The sequence below is a fragment of the Burkholderiales bacterium genome (assembly GCA_023511995.1).
GTDB lineage: Bacteria > Pseudomonadota > Gammaproteobacteria > Burkholderiales > Thiobacteraceae > Thiobacter.
The window spans coordinates 1-16,844 of record JAIMAL010000023.1 but is presented as its reverse complement, the minus strand read 5'-3'; the positions used below and the strand labels follow the sequence as shown (position 1 = coordinate 16,844).

General features: G+C 65.3%; 19 protein-coding genes. 7 read left to right on the top strand and 12 right to left on the bottom strand.

Annotated elements, in window-relative coordinates; genetic code table 11:
- Positions 1-15: 15 nt before the first annotated feature.
- Positions 16-315 carry a hypothetical protein gene (locus K6T56_10930; protein MCL6556866.1) on the top strand — a complete coding sequence of 100 codons (300 nt, stop codon included), beginning with the start codon at positions 16-18 and terminating at the stop codon, positions 313-315.
- Here the strand turns inward: K6T56_10930 and K6T56_10925 are convergent.
- From K6T56_10925 to icd, 7 genes are all read right to left on the bottom strand, one after another.
- Positions 305-727, bottom strand: a complete 423-nt coding sequence (locus K6T56_10925; protein ID MCL6556865.1) for a YdbL family protein — start codon at positions 725-727, stop codon at positions 305-307. The genes K6T56_10930 and K6T56_10925 overlap by 11 nt on opposite strands.
- On the bottom strand, positions 724-897 hold the full coding sequence (locus tag K6T56_10920) for a hypothetical protein (GenBank protein ID MCL6556864.1): 174 nt from the start codon (positions 895-897) through the stop codon (positions 724-726). Before K6T56_10920 ends, K6T56_10925 begins: the two co-directional genes overlap by 4 nt.
- A gap of 8 nt (positions 898-905) precedes the next feature.
- Positions 906-2,867: a hypothetical protein gene (locus K6T56_10915; protein ID MCL6556863.1), complete on the bottom strand. Its 1,962-nt coding sequence runs from the start codon at positions 2,865-2,867 to the stop codon at positions 906-908.
- On the bottom strand, positions 2,864-3,754 hold the full coding sequence (gene cysM, locus K6T56_10910; protein ID MCL6556862.1) for a cysteine synthase CysM: 891 nt from the start codon (positions 3,752-3,754) through the stop codon (positions 2,864-2,866). Before cysM ends, K6T56_10915 begins: the two co-directional genes overlap by 4 nt.
- The gene (locus K6T56_10905) at positions 3,751-4,740 is read right to left on the bottom strand and encodes a diguanylate cyclase (GenBank protein ID MCL6556861.1); all 990 of its coding nucleotides are present in this window, start codon (positions 4,738-4,740) and stop codon (positions 3,751-3,753) included. Before K6T56_10905 ends, cysM begins: the two co-directional genes overlap by 4 nt.
- Positions 4,737-6,224 (bottom strand): mannose-1-phosphate guanylyltransferase/mannose-6-phosphate isomerase, encoded by a 1,488-nt coding sequence (locus K6T56_10900; protein MCL6556860.1) that lies wholly within the window; start codon positions 6,222-6,224, stop codon positions 4,737-4,739. The genes K6T56_10905 and K6T56_10900 overlap by 4 nt, the downstream gene beginning before the upstream one ends.
- Positions 6,225-6,344: 120 nt before the next feature.
- Positions 6,345-7,586, bottom strand: a complete 1,242-nt coding sequence (icd, locus tag K6T56_10895) for an NADP-dependent isocitrate dehydrogenase (GenBank protein MCL6556859.1) — start codon at positions 7,584-7,586, stop codon at positions 6,345-6,347.
- A 99-nt stretch (positions 7,587-7,685) separates the two neighbouring features.
- Here icd and K6T56_10890 point away from each other — a divergent pair, with 99 nt between their 5' ends.
- From K6T56_10890 to K6T56_10865, 6 genes are read left to right on the top strand one after another with little or no spacing between them, the layout of a single operon-like run.
- Complete coding sequence (locus tag K6T56_10890; protein MCL6556858.1) at positions 7,686-8,255, top strand: pseudouridine synthase; 570 nt, start codon at positions 7,686-7,688, stop codon at positions 8,253-8,255.
- Positions 8,256-8,275: 20 nt separating this feature from the next.
- Positions 8,276-8,914, top strand: a complete 639-nt coding sequence (locus K6T56_10885; protein ID MCL6556857.1) for an NAAT family transporter — start codon at positions 8,276-8,278, stop codon at positions 8,912-8,914.
- A gap of 12 nt (positions 8,915-8,926) precedes the next feature.
- The gene (locus K6T56_10880; GenBank protein MCL6556856.1) at positions 8,927-9,373 is read left to right on the top strand and encodes an NUDIX hydrolase; all 447 of its coding nucleotides are present in this window, start codon (positions 8,927-8,929) and stop codon (positions 9,371-9,373) included.
- A complete protein-coding gene (locus tag K6T56_10875) occupies positions 9,370-9,915 on the top strand; it encodes a hypothetical protein (GenBank protein MCL6556855.1) in 546 nt (181 codons plus the stop codon). Before K6T56_10880 ends, K6T56_10875 begins: the two co-directional genes overlap by 4 nt.
- The gene (gene mnmA / locus K6T56_10870) at positions 9,908-10,960 is read left to right on the top strand and encodes a tRNA 2-thiouridine(34) synthase MnmA (GenBank protein MCL6556854.1); all 1,053 of its coding nucleotides are present in this window, start codon (positions 9,908-9,910) and stop codon (positions 10,958-10,960) included. The genes K6T56_10875 and mnmA overlap by 8 nt, the downstream gene beginning before the upstream one ends.
- The gene (locus tag K6T56_10865; GenBank protein MCL6556853.1) at positions 10,957-11,244 is read left to right on the top strand and encodes a hypothetical protein; all 288 of its coding nucleotides are present in this window, start codon (positions 10,957-10,959) and stop codon (positions 11,242-11,244) included. The genes mnmA and K6T56_10865 overlap by 4 nt, the downstream gene beginning before the upstream one ends.
- Here the strand turns inward: K6T56_10865 and K6T56_10860 are convergent.
- The 5 genes from K6T56_10860 to K6T56_10840 all read right to left on the bottom strand — a co-directional run bounded on the left by K6T56_10860 (position 11,225) and on the right by K6T56_10840 (position 16,369).
- Positions 11,225-11,761: a class I SAM-dependent methyltransferase gene (locus K6T56_10860; GenBank protein ID MCL6556852.1), complete on the bottom strand. Its 537-nt coding sequence runs from the start codon at positions 11,759-11,761 to the stop codon at positions 11,225-11,227. The genes K6T56_10865 and K6T56_10860 overlap by 20 nt on opposite strands.
- A 35-nt stretch (positions 11,762-11,796) precedes the next feature.
- Positions 11,797-12,408: a glutathione S-transferase gene (locus tag K6T56_10855; protein MCL6556851.1), complete on the bottom strand. Its 612-nt coding sequence runs from the start codon at positions 12,406-12,408 to the stop codon at positions 11,797-11,799.
- A gap of 82 nt (positions 12,409-12,490) precedes the next feature.
- Positions 12,491-15,052 (bottom strand): bifunctional aconitate hydratase 2/2-methylisocitrate dehydratase, encoded by a 2,562-nt coding sequence (gene acnB, locus K6T56_10850; GenBank protein MCL6556850.1) that lies wholly within the window; start codon positions 15,050-15,052, stop codon positions 12,491-12,493.
- Between the two features lie 34 nt (positions 15,053-15,086).
- Positions 15,087-15,794, bottom strand: coding sequence for a lysophospholipase (locus K6T56_10845; protein MCL6556849.1), 708 nt, complete (start codon positions 15,792-15,794; stop codon positions 15,087-15,089).
- Entirely contained in the window at positions 15,788-16,369 is a 582-nt protein-coding gene (locus K6T56_10840) for a uracil-DNA glycosylase family protein (GenBank protein MCL6556848.1), read from the bottom strand. The genes K6T56_10845 and K6T56_10840 overlap by 7 nt, the downstream gene beginning before the upstream one ends.
- Positions 16,370-16,844: the final 475 nt, after the last annotated feature.

The window sequence follows — 16,844 nt, the reverse complement described above, 5'->3', positions numbered from 1 at the left end:
GGCGCACAATGCCAGATGAATAAACCCCATGGGGAGAGCACCATGCACAGTGCGCTGGAACTGCGTTTTCCCCACATCGTCCGCCGGCTGACGGAAACCTGGCGAAACGATGCGGAGGCGTCCCGCTACCTGGAGGCGCTCCTCTTCACCAGCCGGCAGCGGCCGGAGCGCCATGGTTTCGACGAAGAGGCCTGGGCGGAGCTCGTCTTCCTCGATGGTCTGCTGAAGACCCGGAATCCTGCACCGCCCTCGCCGCTGGGGACGGATGTCTGGGCCATCGCCTGGGATACACAGCCGCGCCGCCCTACTTCCTGACCCATTCCCCCGCTGCATTCTGCACATACCAGCCGGCCGGCGCCTTGGCAATCCAGCGGTTGGCAAAGGTGGCGCGGATGTCGGCCTCCCATTCGGGATGTCCGTTGGCGCGGGCGATTTCCCGATAGAGCGCCGCCCGATCGCGATTCTCCTCCGCCACCAGGGCGCTCACCGTGGCCCGTTGGGCAAGGGGCACCAGGCTTGCGTCCCGCAGGGCAATCATGCCGTCGCGGGTGAGGCCAATGGCGCCGCTCTCGTAATAGGGCTTGAGGTGGACGTGGCGCGCCTGTTGCGCCGCCTTGATGGCGGCGATGGCCGGCGTGTCGATGTCCAGATTGGCGCCCTGCGCCAAGGCACTGCTCCAGACAAGGAAGAGAAACAGGGCCCAGAGCAACCGGATCTGCTGTCTCATTTGGGCTTCTCCCCGGTGGCCGCCTCCGGCTTGAGCTGCCACACTTCGTCGATGATGCGGTCGGCCGCCTTCTCCGCGGCTGCAGCCGGAAAATAGATGTTGATGGTGACACAGGCCGCGCCCTGCACTGTGACCAGCGTCAGGGCCGCCAGTTGCAGAAGACAGCGCATGGGAGTCCTCATCGGATGACGGGGGAAGCACCCTGCCGGATGCGGGACAACCGCTCCGTCAGTTCCTTCCAATCGACCTGGCGATTGTAGCCGATGACCGTCAGGGCGGGAATCCCGCCGCCTTCGACGATGACGAAGCCCCCATCGTGGGCGGTCAAACCGGCAAGGGTGAGCACGTTGTCCGCAAGCCTTCCTGCGAGCCCCAGCCGGCGGTAGCGAAAATCCTCGAAAACGCGCAAGAAGGTTTTCTTTAGGGGCGCGGCGGTGCCGCCACCGAGGGCGGCGATGTTGTCCACGGCGCGCTGGGAGATGCGGCGGGGATAATCCCCGGCGCTGCTCGCCACGGAAGCGGAAAACCGCACGGGACGGCCGTTGATGAGGGCAAGGTCCCGCACCACCACATCCACCCTTCCTTCCATGCGACCAAAGGAAAAAGTGCGCGTCAGGAGGTCGAGATCGAGGTTCCCCATGTCCACTTCCGCCTCGGTGAGGTTTGCCCCCTGCGTCAGATGCTCCACGCGCAGATTCTTCACCACCACCGTTCCGTCAAACACGTGCAAAAGCAGGGCCCCATCCATGCTGAGCGTGTCCTTCTCCCAGCGGACCCGCGGCACGATGCCGGATACCGTGCCGTGCATGCGGGGCCAACCGAGGGCCATGGACAAAGCCTCCATGGACACCGGTCTCAACTGGGCTTCCCCCGCGGCCTGCCAACCCGTCTCGCCGCGGCCGAGGGCAAGGTGGGAGAGGATGAGGGCACCATCGAGGACGGGGATCGTGAGCGCCTCGATCCCCACACCCGTGGCGGTGAACCGAAGGGGCGCGCGGAAGGCCCCCAAGGCAAGCCCACGGAAGCGTCCCCCCTCTGCAGCGAGTTGCCCCTCTCCCTCCCCACCGCGCCGCCAGATCATATCGAGCCTCACCCCCTCCAGGGCAAAGAGGTCTTTTTCGTGGGCCACCCGGCCGTCCTGCACCGTAAGCTCGATCTGCGCGGGCTCACCCGCCTCCATGGTCATGCGCCCCCGCGCCCGGCCCGTGACCACAAGGGCGCCGGACAGGCGCCCCGCCATCAGGGGTTTGACGAAGAGGTCATAGACGGGGCCGACAGCCAACGCCTCAGTCGCGACGGAAAACGCTTGCAACTGCCGCGTCCCCCCATCGAAGCGGGCACTCGCGGTCACCTCCCCCAGACTGGGCACATGAAGGCGCGCGTCATCCAGGATGAATTCGCGGCCATCGAAGCGGCCGGCAAATTGCAGCCGCCGCGGCTCATTGCCGAAGTAAAAGGGGGACCAGAAGAGTTCGCCCGCCTCCCAGCTCAGCTTGCCTGTCACCTGCCAGTCGGTCTGCCGGCGCGCCTTGAGGGCAAAGCTCAGGGCAAGCCCTTCTCCCGCGTGCAGTCCCTGGACGTCGGAGAAGGCCACCTCCCGCAGCCGTCCCTCCAGGGAAAGGGCGGCATCACCCGCCTGCCAGACAAGCGTGGCATCGACCCGGCCGCCGGTGAGGGGGAGCGGCCTTAAAAGCCAGTCCGCGAACCGCTTGATCCGGCCCCCTTCGACCCGCAGGGTGGTGACCCCCAGGCGGCGGGAAAGCCGCCAGCTTTCGTCTTCCTTGCCGAGGGCGATTTCCAGCTCCCGCCGCTCGCGGTCATAAACCAGCCGCAGGGCCAGGTCCGGCAGGAAATTGAGGCGCCCCGCATCGCAGACGACACGGTCGGCGGTGAACTGGGTCTGCTGGCAGGCAAGGTGCAGGTCATGGAAACGCTGCTTTCCCACCGTGAGGGCGGCGATGTCGAGGCTCGCCGGCCGTTGCCCGGCGAGGGACAGGGTGAGCCGCACGCCCCGAGCCGCAAAGCCGGGGCCCTTAAGCCCGCCCAGGTCCAGGTTGAGCTGGGAACTGGCCAAGGCGAAGGCGGGAAAAAAGCACAGCAGGGCAAGAATGAGCCGCGGGGTGTCACCCACGGGGTTCAAGCGGGGAACACACCCGTGGAAAGATAACGGTCGCCGCGGTCGCAGACGATGGAGACGATCACCGCGTTCTCCACCTCCGCTGACACCCGCAGCGCCGCCGCCAGCGCGCCACCAGAAGAAATGCCAGCGAAGATGCCTTCCTCGCGGGCAAGGCGCCGGGTCATTTCCTCCGCCTCCTGCTGGCTCACGTAGAGGATGCGGTCCACGCGGCTGGGATCGTAGATCTTGGGCAAATACTCCGGCGGCCATTTGCGGATGCCCGGGATTTGCGCCCCCTCCTCCGGCTGCACGCCGATGATCTGGATGGCGGGATTTTTTTCCTTGAAATAGCGGGAGCAGCCCATGATGGTGCCGGTGGTGCCCATGCTGGAGACGAAGTGGGTGAGGGTGCCGCCGGTATCGCGCCAGATTTCCGGCCCTGTGCCTTCGTAATGGGCCTGGGGATTGTCAGGGTTGGCGAACTGGTTGAGGATGCGTCCTTTGCCTTCCGCCTGCAGGCGGTTGGCCACGTCGATGGCCTCCTCCATGCTGCCCTCGCGGGAGGTGAGGATGATCTCGGCACCAAAGGCGCGCATCACCTGGCGGCGTTCCACACTCATGTGCTCCGGCATGACCAGGATCAGGCGATAGCCGCGAATGGCGGCCGCCATGGCGAGCGCGATCCCGGTGTTGCCGCTGGTGGCCTCGATGAGGGTGTCACCGGGCTTGATTTCACCGCGCGCCTCGGCACGCATGATCATGGACAGCGCCGGACGGTCCTTCACCGAGCCCGCCGGGTTGTTGCCCTCCAGCTTCACCAGCACGGTGTTCGTGGTGTTGCCGGGCAGGCGTTTGAGTTTCACCAATGGCGTGTTGCCGACGAAATGTTCGATGGTGTGGAACATCATGCCTCCGAACCGGCTTGCAGGACGCCGCCCCCCTGGTAGAGATGGTCACACTCCGCCACCACGCCGGCCATGGTGACGCAGTTCTTGCCATGGCTCTTGGAATGCTTGAGGGCACGCCAGGCCCGGGCATAGAACTCGGCGCGGGTTTCGCCGCCGATGTAGGTGGCGGCACCGAAGCTGGCGGTAATGGGTTCCAGCACGGGCAGGATCAGTTGCCCCTCGAGCTCCATGCGAATCCGCTCGGCGACGATGATGGCGCCCATTTCGTTGGTCTCCGGCAGGAGCAGGGCGAATTCCTGTCCGCCATAGCGCACGGCAAGATCGACGCCCCGCACCGCCTGTTTCACCAGCGTGGCGATGTGGGCGAGGATCTCGTCGCCCACCTCGCGGCCGTAGTTTTCGTTGATGGCGGTGAAATTGTCGATGTCCATGAGCAGCAGAGCGAGGGGCCGCCGCGAGCGCTCCCAGCGCCGGATTTCATCCTCCATGCGTTGATCCAGCACGGCCCGGTTGGCCAGCCCCGTCACGGTATCGAGGCGCTTCAACTGGGCGATCTCGTCCAGCGCCTGTTGCAGGGCATGGCCGCGGCGGGTGAGGACCCGGCGCACTTCGTCCAGTTCCTGCCGGGTCTTGGCCAGCTCCTGGCTCTGCTCCTCGAAGGCGCTGATGTCCATCTCGGCGGCGACGAAAAGCAGGCGGTTCATGCGATAGACCCGGCCGGCGAGGGAACGCTGGGGGCCGTCCGGCGCACCCAGCCGCAACAGACCCTGATAGACCAGCCCGTCGGCCTGCGCCGGCGAGGCGCGCAGCAGGGCGAAGCTGGGCTCGATGAAGACGCTTGAGGGGGTGCCTTCAGCGAGACCGGCGAGGGTGGCGACAAACCCCTCGTTGGCCTCGATGATCTCCCCTTCTTCCGACAGCAGGGCCACGGCAATGGCGCGGAAATCCTTGAGCCAGGGGGGCAGGATGAAAAGGGGCGGTGTCACCCTTGCCCTCCTTCACAGGTGCGCCCATAGACGTCGTCGAAGCGCACGATGTCGTCTTCGCCAAGATAGGGGCCGCTTTGGATTTCGATGATCTGCAGCGGGATGCGACCGGGGTTTTCCAGCCGGTGGCGGTGGGTCTTGGGAATGTAGGTGGACTGGTTTTCCTCCAGATAGATTTCCGTCTCGCCGTTGGTGATGCGCGCCGTGCCCGCCACCACCACCCAGTGCTCGGAACGGTGATAGTGCATCTGCATGGAGAGCTTGGCACCAGGGTTGACGACGATGCGCTTGATCTTGTAGAAGGGCCCCTCCTCCAGCACGGTATAGCTGCCCCAGGGACGCGTCACGGTGAGATGGGTTTCCGCGAGATGGGCGTGGCGTTCCTTCACCGCCGCCACCAGCGTTTTGAGGTCCTGTACCCGTTCCCGCGGGCAGACGAGGGTGGCATCCCGGGTCTGCACCACCGCGAGACCCTCGACACCGAGGGTCGCCACCAGGCCGTGCTCGCTCCAGAGCAGATTATCGCTGCTGTCCACGGCAAGCACCTCGCCCTGGATGACATTGCCCCGCTCATCCTTTTCCCGTTGCTGATAGATGGCCTCCCAGGAGCCGAGATCGCTCCAGCCCATGTCCACCGGCACCACCGCCACGTCCCGGGTGAGTTCCAGCAGCCCGTAGTCGATGGAAACATCGGGCATGGTGGCGTAGAGTTCCGCCGGTGCCTGCGCCGACCCGCTTTGCGCCAGCGCCTGGGCAACCTCGTACACCGCCGGCTGATGCGCCTTGAGCAGTTCCAGGAAACGGTCGGCGCGGAAGACGAACATGCCGCCGTTCCAGAAATAATCCCCCTGTGTGAGATAACGGCGGGCGGTGTCGGCGTCCGGTTTCTCCACGAAGCGCATCGCCGTCTGCACGCGGCCGATGGGGCCGCTCTCCCCCGCCGCCAGCGGCGGCCCGGCCTGGATGTAACCGTAACCGGTGGCCGGCTCGGTGGGCTTCATGCCGAAGAGGGCGATGAGGCCGCGCTGTGCAGCCGCCTCCGCGCTTTCCCACGCCTCGAGGAAGGCATCGGTATCGGCCACCGCATGGTCGGAGGAAAACACGCCCACGGTGGCCTCCGGCGTTTCCCGGGCGATGCGAGCGCAGGCCCAGGCGATGGCCGGCAGCGTGTTGCGCCCCATGGGTTCGGCCAGCACGCCATTGGCGAGCAGCGGGTGGATGGCATGCAACTGGCCCGCCACCTCGAAGCGGTATTCGCTGGCGGTAACGGTGAGCACCCGCGCCGGCTCTACCCGGGGCAGCACGCGCCGCACCGTCTGCTGCAGCAGGCTTTCACCGCCGTTCAGGGCGAGAAGCTGCTTCGGCTTGTTGGCGCGGGAGATGGGCCACAGGCGGGTACCCGAGCCACCGGCGAGGATGACGGCATAGCGCCGCGCCGGCAGAAGCTCCGCGGCAGGATGCAGCTTAACGTTGGTGACGGACATGACCTTTCCTCCCCCGCTGGCTTGCCCCGCGTCCGCCGGCAAGGCCATCGAGCGCCCCGGCTGGCGGACGCACTTCCCCTTAACATACCACAGTGCCGCGCCGCCGGTGCGGCGCGGCCGTTACATGTGGTCAATGATGCTTTGGCCGAAGGCGGAGCAGGAAACCTGGGTGGCACCGGGCATGAGACGAGCAAAGTCATAGGTGACCCGGCCGGCGCCAATCGCCCCCTCCATGCCCCGGATGATGAGGTCCGCCGCCTCGCTCCAACCCATGTGGCGCAGCATCATCTCCGCCGACAGGACGAGGGAGCCGGGGTTCACGTAGTCCTGACCCGCATATTTGGGCGCGGTGCCATGGGTGGCTTCGAACATGGCCACCGAGTCGGAAAGGTTGGCACCCGGCGCGATGCCAATCCCCCCCACCTCCGCCGCCAGGGCATCCGAGATGTAATCGCCGTTGAGGTTGAGGGTGGCGATGACGTCGTATTCCTCCGGGCGGAGCAGGATCTGCTGCAGGAAGGCGTCGGCGATCACGTCCTTGATGACAATCCCGTTATCCAGCGCCATCCACGGGCCATCCCCGATGGGTTTGGCGCCGAATTCCCGCACCGCCAGTTCATAGCCCCATTTCTTGAAGCCCCCCTCGGTGAACTTCATGATGTTGCCCTTGTGCACCAGGGTCACGGACTTGCGGCCGTTGTCGATGGCATAGCGGATGGCCTTGCGGATCAGGCGCTCGCTGCCTTCCCGTGAGACCGGCTTGATGCCGATGGCGGCGGTGGCGGGGAAACGGATTTTGTCCGCCACGCCCATTTCTTCGGCGAGGAAGGCGATGACCTTCTTCGCCCCTTCGCTGCCCGCCTCCCACTCGATGCCGGCGTAGATGTCCTCCGTGTTCTCGCGGAAGATCACCATGTCCACCTTTTCCGGCACCTTCACCGGGCTCGGCACGCCGCGGAAATGACGCACCGGGCGCAGGCAGACGTACAAATCGAGCTGCTGCCGCAGGGCGACGTTGAGGGAACGAATGCCGCCCGAGGTGGGCGTGGTGAGCGGCCCCTTGATGGAAACCACATACTCGCGGGCAGCGGCCACGGTTTCCTCGGGCAGCCAGACATCGCCCCCATAGAGACGTTTGGCCTTCTCCCCGGCGTAAATTTCCATCCACTGGATCTGCCGCCGGCCGCCATAGGCCTTCTCGACCGCGGCATCGACCACCCGCTGCATCACCGGCGTGATGTCCACGCCGATGCCATCGCCCTCGATGAAGGGGATGATGGGCCGGTCCGGCACGTTCAGGCTGAAGTCGGCATTGACGGTGATTTTTTCGCCCTGGGCGGGCACCTTGATGAAGCTCGTCATGATGGATTCCGCATGCAATGAAAATGGACAGGATTGGCGGCCCTTGCATTTCGCCTGCGTTTTGCCGATGCTGCCAATCCTGTCCGCTCTCTTTTGGCGATGTCGCGTCTGATTCTGCTCAACAAGCCCTATGGGGTGATCTGCCAGTTCCGCCCGGACGGCCGGCACTCCACCCTCAAAGACTACGTGCGGGTGCCCGGCGTCTATCCCGCCGGTCGGCTGGACACGGACAGCGAAGGGCTGGTCATTTTAACCGATGACGGCAGGCTCAATCACCGCATCACCGACCCGCGGCACAAACTGCCCAAGACTTACTGGGTGCAGGTGGAGGGCATTCCCGATGAGCGGGCGCTGGAAAAGCTGCGGCAGGGCGTGAACCTCGGGGACTTCGTCACCCTGCCGGCGGAGGTGTGGCCCATGGCAGAACCGCCGCACCTGTGGCCGCGGCATCCGCCGGTGCGCTTTCGCAAACACATTCCAACGAGCTGGCTCACCGTCATCCTGCGCGAAGGCAAGAACCGTCAGGTGCGCCGCATGACCGCTGCGGTGGGCCACCCCACCCTGCGCCTCATCCGCTGGGCGGTGGGGCCGTGGACCCTGGAAGGACTGGCCCCGGGCGAGTGGCGCGAGGTGCGCCTCCCATCACACCGCCTGCGGCAGGTAAAATAGCGATTTGTGGGAATCCTTTGATGCACGAATGGCAACAGCTCTTCAAGATCACCGTGGCTTTGCTTGCCATCGTCAATCCCTTTGGCGGCATTCCCGTCTTCATCGGGGCCACCCGCGGCTGGCCGGCACGGGAACGCGCCCGCACCGCGCGCACCGTGGCCCTCACGGTGTTTCTGGTGCTCATGCTGGCCGCCTTCCTCGGTGACCGGCTCCTGGATTTTTTCAACGTGAGCATCGGCTCCTTCATGGTGGGTGGCGGCATCCTCATTCTGCTGCTTGCCATCTCCATGCTGCAGGCCCGGGAAAGTCCCATCCGCCAGACGCCAGAAGAAGCGGTGGAGGTGGCCGACCGCCAGGCCATTGGTGTGGTGCCGCTGGGCGTGCCTCTGCTTGCCGGCCCCGGCGCCATTTCCTCGGTGATCATCGCCGCCCACCAGTTCCGTCATGGCGATCTGTTGGGCCATGTGCTGCTCCTCATTCCCATCATCACCGTCACCCTGGTGGTGTGGGGGGTGTTCCTGCTGGGCAGCCGCATCGCCCGCCGGCTGGGCCGCACCGGCCTCAACATCGTCACCCGGCTCATGGGCCTGATCCTGGCGGCCATGGCGGTGGAAACCATTGCCCGCGGCCTCATGGAACTTTTCCCCCGACTCGCGTAAGACCAAGCATCCATGATCTGGACACCCCATGTCACCGTGGCCGCCGTGGTGGAGCACGAGGGACGCTACCTTTTGGTGGAGGAATACGTCAGCGGCACCCGGGTGCTCAATCAGCCGGCGGGCCATTGGGAGCAGCACGAAACCCTCATCGAAGGCGCAATACGGGAAACCCTGGAGGAGACCGGCTATCACTTCCAGCCCACGGCGCTGGTGGGCATCTACCGCTGGCCGCATCCCGCAAAAGCCATCACCTATCTGCGCTTCGCCTTCGCCGGCGAGATCGTAGACTTCGATCCCACGCGCCCCCTCGATGCGGGCATCGTGCGCACGGTGTGGCTGACGCCGGAGGAAATTCGCGCCCAGGCCGCGCAACACCGCAGCCCCCTGGTGAGCCGCTGCGTGGAGGACCATCTGGCGGGCCGGCGCTATTCCCTGGAACTCCTCCGCCATCTCACGTGATGCGCCTCCTTGTCCTCCTCGCCGCCTGCCTGTCGGTCTGCGCCCACGCCGACGAGACGCTCACCATCTGCTACAACTGGGGTTGCCACACCCGCGCTCAGGTGGTGTTCGATGTGAATCATCTTCTCGCGCTCGACGCCCTCTTCGAGGGCGCCGACACCCCGGCACTGGAGCGGGCGTCGATCCAGCTCGCCGTTGGTCTCATGGGGCGCATCGCCGGCGAACAGACACCCATCCACAATGACCGCGGCGGCAATCTGAACGATGACGGCGTCGAGGGACGCATGGATTGCATCGATCACGCCCACAACACCACCGCCTATCTGCGGCTTTTGGAGCGGCGCGGGCTGTTGCGCTTCCATACCGTGCTGGAACCGGTGGTGCGCGCCCCCTGGCTTTTCGATGCCCACTGGGCAGCCCACATCCGGGAGCGGGAAAGCGGCAGGGATTACGTGGTGGATTCCTGGTTCTTCGACAATGGGGAGCCCGCCGCCGTGTTCACCCTGCAGGAATGGAAAAAGGGGGCCGGGCCCCATGGCTGAGCGGGTGGTGGTGGGCATGTCCGGGGGGGTCGATTCCTCCGTTGCCGCCCTGCTCCTGAAGCGGCAGGGCTACGAGGTGGTGGGCCTGTTCATGCGCAACTGGGAGGATGACGAGGAATGCCCCGCGCGCCAGGATTTCCTCGATGTCCTTGCCTGTGCGGAAGTGATCGGCATCGAGGTGGAGGCGGTGAACTTCGCCCGCGAATACAAGGAGCGGGTGTTCAGCTATTTTCTGCGGGAATATCAGGCCGGGCGCACGCCCAACCCGGACGTGCTGTGCAACTCGGAGATCAAGTTCAAGGCCTTCCTGGAACACGCCCTGAGCCTGGGCGCCCAGCACATCGCCACCGGCCATTATGCCCGCCTGCGGGAGCGTGACGGCCGCTTCGAGCTCCTCAAGGCGCGGGATGCGGCGAAAGACCAGACCTATTTCCTCTACCGCCTCAACCAGGCGCAGCTCGCGCGCACCCTTTTCCCCCTGGGGGATCTCCTTAAAAGCGAAGTGCGGGCGATCGCCCGCGAAGCCGGTCTGCCCACCCACGCCAAGAAGGACAGCACCGGCATCTGTTTCATCGGCGAGCGCAATTTCCGCGAGTTCCTCTCCCGTTATCTACCCCGTCAGCCGGGGGACATGGAAACACCGGAGGGACGCCGCGTGGGCCGGCATGAGGGCCTGATGTATTACACCATCGGCCAGCGCCATGGCCTGGGCATCGGCGGCCCGGGCAAGCCCTGGTATGTGGCGGGCAAGGATCTGGCACGTAACGTGCTGATCGTCGTCCAGGGTCATGATCACCCGCTGCTCCTCAAGGATCATTTGCAGGCCATCGAATCCGCCTGGATCGCCGGCACGCCACCCGAAAGCGGGCTGGCCTGCACCGCCAAAACCCGTTACCGGCAGCAGGACGCCCTCTGCCACCTGGAAACCGTGAACGAGGCGGGTTTCACCCTGCGCTTCGCCGCCCCCCAGTGGGCGGTGACGCCGGGGCAATCGGTGGTGCTCTATGCAGGAGAGGTATGCCTCGGTGGCGGCATCATTGCATGATGGCGGTGAATCGCGAGCCCGAATGCTGGAACTGCCGCCATTTCCGCAACGAGGCCGGAAGCAAGGTGTGTCTGCTGCACGGGGTGGTCCTGCCCATGGAACGTGGCCCCCATCTCGTCTGCACCCGCTGGTCCCACCGGGAGGGGGGCCGGGTGCTCTGGTGGCGCTGGCGCGATTTGCGATACGACAGCCTGCTCTATCGTTATCTCCCCTTCGGCGTGGAGCCGCCCCGGCCAGTGGCGCCCTTCCGCGCCCTACCCCGCGCTAGGGACGATACGCCGTGATGCGCTGCATCATCGCCGGGCGCGGTGCCTGGCTGTAGCCCTGGGCGAAGGCAAGCACGACAAGGCCCGGAAAAGCACCCAAAAGCTCGTTGGGCCGCAGCAGAAAGTCCGGACGCGTGGGACGCCCGAAGTCCTGCTGTCCCACCATGAAAGTTTCGTAGATCAGCACGCCGCCCGGGGCAAGCGCTGCTTCGAGCAGGGGAAAGAGCGGCCGGTGCAGATAGCAGGTGACGACGATGCCATCGAAATGTGCATCGGGCAACGGCCAGGGGCCTTGTTCGAGGTCCGCCTGCATCACTTCGATGCCCTCCCGTGTGAGGCCGGCGAGGGCGTCGGCATCGCGGTCCACCGCCAGCACGCGATAGCCGCTCGCCGTGAGCCATCGGGCATGCCGGCCACTGCCCGCGGCGAGGTCCAGCACCCGGCCGCGCGCCGGGATTGCCGGACTCCAGCGCACGACCCAGGGGGAAGGTTGAGCCAGTTGGGTCCCGTTGCGGGAAAGCCGTGCAGAATCCATGGCGAGGCCCCCTGCCGGCTCTCAAGGGGGCGGCCTCAGGCCACCGGCACGGTGCGCTGGAAGGGCTCCATGGCGAAGAGCTTCTCCGCGAGGCGGGCAAGGTTGGGGTGAGCCTCCCGCCACTGGATTTCAGGAAAACGGAAATCCAGATAGCCAAGGCAGCAGCCCACGGCGATGTCGGCGAGGTTCATGGTCTCGCCGGTGCAAAACCGCTTTTCCCCCAGCTCCTCGGACATGGCTTCCAGGCCCCGGAAAACTTTCTGCTCCTGCCGCACGATCCAGTCGCGGCTCTGGCACTCGGGCGCGCGGCGCGTGCGTTCCAGGAAGATGAGCGCCGCGGCATCGACGATCCCATCCGCCAGCGCCTCCCAGCGCTTGACCGCGATGCGCTGGCGGTTGCCTTCGGGGATGAGCCGCGACACCGGCGTGACCGAGTCCAGATATTCGACGATCACCCGCGAGTCAAAAAGGGTGTTGCCATCATCCATCACCAGCACCGGCACCTTGCCCAGGGGATTGGCCTCCGGTACGCGGGTGTCGGGTTCCCAGGGTACATCCACCACGAATTCCAGCTCGATGTGCTTTTCCATGGCCACGATGCGCACCTTGCGCACGAAAGGACTGGTGAGCGAGCCGATCAGTTTCATGTGTTGTTCCTACTTAGAGTCCTGAACCACCGCCTGCGCAGCGTTTCTCTGCATTGACTCCGTGTCCTGCGCAGTGGCGCTCTTACACCTGCATCACCGGGATGACCTTCCCCGGCCTGATGTAGCGCTCCATCTGGTGGAAATTGAGGTAGCGGTAGATATTCTCCGCAAGCGGCGCGATCTTGTTCTGCACCACGGCGAGATACTCCTCCACGGTGGGAATGCGGCCCAGCACCGCACACACGGCGGCAAGCTCCGCCGAGCCCAGATAGACGCGCGCGCCCTTGCCCATGCGGTTGTCGAAATTGCGTGTGCTGGTGGAAAAGACCGTCGCATGATCCGCCACCCGCGCCTGGTTGCCCATGCAAAGGGAACAGCCGGGCATTTCGGTGCGGGCACCGACGCGGCCGAACACCGCATAGACGCCCTCCTCCCGCAATTGGGCCTCATCCATGCGCGTGGGCGGCGCAATCCACAGACGGGTGGGAATCGACGCCGCATCTTCCAGCACCCGTGCCGCAGCCCGATAGTGCCCGATATTGGTCATGCAACTGCCGATGAACACCTCGTCGATGCGGTCCCCGGCCACGGCCGACAGTGGCTTGATGTCATCCGGATCGTTGGGGCAGGCGACCAGCGGCTCCCGGATCTGGTCGAGATCGATTTCCAGGACATAAGCATATTCGGCGTCGGCATCGGGTTCAAGCAGCTGAGGCTCATCAAGCCAGGCACGCATGGCATCGATGCGCCGCCTGAGGGTGCGCGCATCCTGATAGCCGGACTCGATCAGGTGTTCCAGGAGCACGATATTGGAATTGAGGAATTCGATGACCGGCTCCTTGTTCAGGCGCACCGTGCAACCATTGGCGGAACGCTCGGCCGAGGCATCGGCGAACTCGAACGCCTGTTCCACTTTAAGGTCGGGCAGCCCTTCGATTTCCAGAATGCGGCCGTTGAAGACGTTTTTCTTGCCCTGTTTGCCCACGGTAAGCACGCCCTGCTGAATGGCCACATAGGGAATGGCATTCACCAGATCGCGCAAAGTGATGCCGGGCTGCATTTTGCCCTTGAAGCGCACCAGCACCGATTCCGGCATGTCCAGCGGCATCACCCCCATCGCGGCGGCGAAGGCCACGAGGCCAGAGCCGGCGGGGAAGCTGATGCCGATGGGGAAGCGCGTATGGGAATCACCGCCGGTGCCCACGGTATCCGGCAGCAGCATGCGGTTGAGCCAGGAATGAATCACGCCATCCCCCGGCTTGAGGGACACACCGCCGCGGGAGATGATGAATTCGGGGAGCTCGTGCTGCAGCTTGATGTCCACCGGCTTGGGATAGGCCGCGGTGTGGCAAAAACTCTGCAATACCAGGTCGGCGGAAAAGCCCAGACAGGCCAGTTCCTTGAGTTCGTCCCGCGTCATGGCACCGGTGGTGTCCTGGGAACCGACGGTGGTCATTTTCGGCTCGCAATAGGTGCCGGGCCGCACGCCCGCCACGCCGCAGGCGCGGCCGACGATTTTCTGGGCCAGGGTGTAGCCCCGCCCCGTATCCCGTGGCACCACCGGCTTGATGAAACGTTCGGAAGGCGCAAGCTCCAGCGCCTCCCGCGCCTTGTTGGTGAGCCCCCGGCCGATGATCAGGGGAATGCGTCCGCCGGCCCGGATCTCATCGGGAAGGGTGAGGGGCGCGAGCTCGAAGGTGGCGATCACTTCACCGCGCTCGTCGGTGATGCGGCCCGCATAGGGGTGGATCGTGATCACCTGTCCCATTTCCATGCGGCTGACGTCGCACTGGATGGGCAGCGCGCCGGAATCCTCCGCCGTATTGAAGAAAATGGGGGCGATCTTCCCCCCCAGCACGATGCCGCCCGTGCGCTTGTTGGGCAGATGGGGAATGTCCTGGCCCATGTGCCACTGCAGGGAGTTGATGGCGGATTTGCGCGAGGAGCCCGTTCCCACCACATCGCCCACGTAGGCAAGGGGCAGGCCCTTCTGCTTGAGTTCGGCGATGATCCGCAGCGCCTCCGGCATCTTGTTGGCCAGCATGGCCTGGGCATGGAGGGGGATGTCGGGCCGCGACCAGGCTTCCGTCGCCGGTGAAAGATCATCGGTATTGGTTTCGCCCGGCACCTTGAACACCACGCAGGTGATCGCTTCCGAAAGCGGCGCGCGGCTTATGAACCATTCCGCTTCCGCCCACGATTCCAGAAGCGCCCGGGCGTGGGGATTGCCGGCCCTGAATTTGTCCACCACGTCGTGGAAGGCATCGAACATGAGGATGATATGGGACAGCGCCTGCACCGCGTCCGGCGCCAGGGTGGGATCGTCCAGCAGCTCGATGAGGGGCGCGACGTTGTAGCCGCCCAGCATGGTGCCCAGAATCTGCACCGCATGCTGACGGCAGATGAGCGGCGTTTCTGCCCTGCCGCGGGCGACATCGGCGAGGAAGGCGGCCTTCACGTAGGCGGCCTGGTCCACCCCGGGGGGCACACGGTTTTCCAGAAGATCGAGGAGGAAATCCTCCTCCCCTGCCGGCGGCCGCTTGATGAGCTCCACGAGGGCGGCGACCTGTTCGGCATTGAGGGGCAGCGGCGGCAAACCCTGCGCCGCGCGTTCGGCGACATGGGCACGATAGGCTTCGAGCATGGTGGGATCGTTTCTTCTGCAGACAAAGTCGCGATTATAACAACGGCTGTCCCAGCCCGTGGCGGGCGAGAAAAGCGGCAATGGCCCTGGCCGCCTCATGGGGATGGGTCTGCAGCAGCATGTGGGGCGCGGGCAGCATACACACCGAAAGCTGCGGCGCAACACGGCGCATGGCTTCCGCCACCGCCGGCCGCACCAGCCGGTCATGGCGCGCGCCAAGATAGAGCATCGGCACCGTAACCGCCGCAAGCGCATCGCAGACATCGACGCGGAGAATCTCCCGCAGGCGACAGGCCAGCACCTCGGGCCGCACCAGCCTGCTGGAAGCCGCAAGATCGGCAAGGAGATCGGGAGACGCCTCGCGGCCGAGAAAGAAAAACTTCGCCAGCCACACCGGCGGCGGCCGTGACAACAGCCTGCCCCGAAGCAGGGGCACAAAGAGGCGCAAGGGCATTGACAGCGGGCAGGAACAAAAACCCGCCGCCAGCACCAGCGCCCGCAGTCCTACTGGCCTTTTCGCGGCAAGCCGGATGGCAAGCGGGCCGGAAAAGGATTCCGCCACCAGGCAGTACTCCGTCGCCGGCAGCGCCGCCTCCACCCGTTCGAGGAGCGCGTCATAACCCAAAGGCAGATCGGGCGGGTAGGAGATCGCCTGCACAGGCACCCTGCCCGCCAGCGTCGCCTTTAGGGTACGGAAACGGCCGATACCATCCAGTCCCGGCAAGAGGACCCAGGTCAGCATCCCAGCATCGCCAGCCGTTCCCGCAACAGGGGCAGCACCTCCGCCTCGAACCAGGGATTCTGTTTGAACCACAGTTGATTGCGGGGACTCGGATGGGGCAGCGGAAAATACTCCGGCAGATACTCCCGGCAACTGGCCACGGTCTCGCGCAGACTCCGTTTGGCCCGCCGACCCAGGTAATAGGCCTGGGCATACTGTCCCACCAGAAGAGTCAGGCGGAGGTGGGGCATCAACGGAATCAGGCGCGGATGCCACAGGGGAGCGCATTCCGGCCGCGGTGGTGCATCGCCCCGCGGCCCGGAGCCGGGATAACACAGGCCCGTGGGCACGATGGCGATACGCCGCTCGTCGTAGAACTGCTCCCGATCCATGTTGAGCCAGGCACGCAGCCGGTCCCCGGAGGGGTCATTCCAGGGAAGACCCGTCTCATGCACCCGCCGGCCAGGCGCCTGGCCCACGATCAACAGCCGCGCCGTCGAAGAGACCCGCAGCACCGGCTTCGGCCCCAGGGGCAGATGCGGCGCGCACACCCGGCAGGCACGAATCTCGGCAAGCAACGCATCTAGCTCCTTCATGGCACCATTGTACGCTGGAGCCGGCCCAGCCCCTCTCGTCTGGCAAAATCACACCCAATCCTGCTGCCGGCCGCCGGCGAAACCGCCGCGCTGGCTCGCGGGCCGCGCACGCGCCGCAGCCGCACGACACCACCGTGAGCGCAAAAAGCACGTGATGCACCTGGGCAGCGCCCGCAAGCCGCAACAGAACTGTCGCGGGGTTGAATTCTGCCTGAACCCGTGGTCATTGAAGCTGAGACTTTTCCTGTGGGCTATTGGCCATGAATTTTCAGTCTGGCGACGCGGGTGATCTGTCTGCCGAAGGTCTTTCGAGGGGCGATTGGCCTTCTTCCGGCCCGGAAAGTCGGCGACCGGGTAGTTTGATCGAGGATAACAGCGGCGATGTCGCCAGGGAAAAGCTCGCGGATTCAAGTTTGAAGTGCAATTTTGATTAACGGGTAGGTGGGTCAGAATGTGCGAGCATTTTGCCCCATCA

Bases quoted from the DNA above. Each gene is read 5' to 3' on its own strand.
- K6T56_10930 (MCL6556866.1), top strand. From the start codon at position 16: ATGAATAAACCCCATGGGGAGAGCACCATGCACAGTGCGCTGGAACTG.
- K6T56_10925 (MCL6556865.1), bottom strand. From the start codon at position 727: ATGAGACAGCAGATCCGGTTGCTCTGGGCCCTGTTTCTCTTCCTTGTC.
- K6T56_10920 (MCL6556864.1), bottom strand. From the start codon at position 897: ATGCGCTGTCTTCTGCAACTGGCGGCCCTGACGCTGGTCACAGTGCAG.
- cysM (MCL6556862.1), bottom strand. From the start codon at position 3,754: ATGATGTTCCACACCATCGAACATTTCGTCGGCAACACGCCATTGGTG.
- K6T56_10900 (MCL6556860.1), bottom strand. From the start codon at position 6,224: ATGTCCGTCACCAACGTTAAGCTGCATCCTGCCGCGGAGCTTCTGCCG.
- icd (MCL6556859.1), bottom strand. From the start codon at position 7,586: ATGACGAGCTTCATCAAGGTGCCCGCCCAGGGCGAAAAAATCACCGTC.
- K6T56_10890 (MCL6556858.1), top strand. From the start codon at position 7,686: ATGTCGCGTCTGATTCTGCTCAACAAGCCCTATGGGGTGATCTGCCAG.
- K6T56_10885 (MCL6556857.1), top strand. From the start codon at position 8,276: ATGCACGAATGGCAACAGCTCTTCAAGATCACCGTGGCTTTGCTTGCC.
- K6T56_10880 (MCL6556856.1), top strand. From the start codon at position 8,927: ATGATCTGGACACCCCATGTCACCGTGGCCGCCGTGGTGGAGCACGAG.
- mnmA (MCL6556854.1), top strand. From the start codon at position 9,908: ATGGCTGAGCGGGTGGTGGTGGGCATGTCCGGGGGGGTCGATTCCTCC.
- K6T56_10865 (MCL6556853.1), top strand. From the start codon at position 10,957: ATGATGGCGGTGAATCGCGAGCCCGAATGCTGGAACTGCCGCCATTTC.
- K6T56_10860 (MCL6556852.1), bottom strand. From the start codon at position 11,761: ATGGATTCTGCACGGCTTTCCCGCAACGGGACCCAACTGGCTCAACCT.
- K6T56_10855 (MCL6556851.1), bottom strand. From the start codon at position 12,408: ATGAAACTGATCGGCTCGCTCACCAGTCCTTTCGTGCGCAAGGTGCGC.
- acnB (MCL6556850.1), bottom strand. From the start codon at position 15,052: ATGCTCGAAGCCTATCGTGCCCATGTCGCCGAACGCGCGGCGCAGGGT.
- K6T56_10845 (MCL6556849.1), bottom strand. From the start codon at position 15,794: ATGCTGACCTGGGTCCTCTTGCCGGGACTGGATGGTATCGGCCGTTTC.
- K6T56_10840 (MCL6556848.1), bottom strand. From the start codon at position 16,369: ATGAAGGAGCTAGATGCGTTGCTTGCCGAGATTCGTGCCTGCCGGGTG.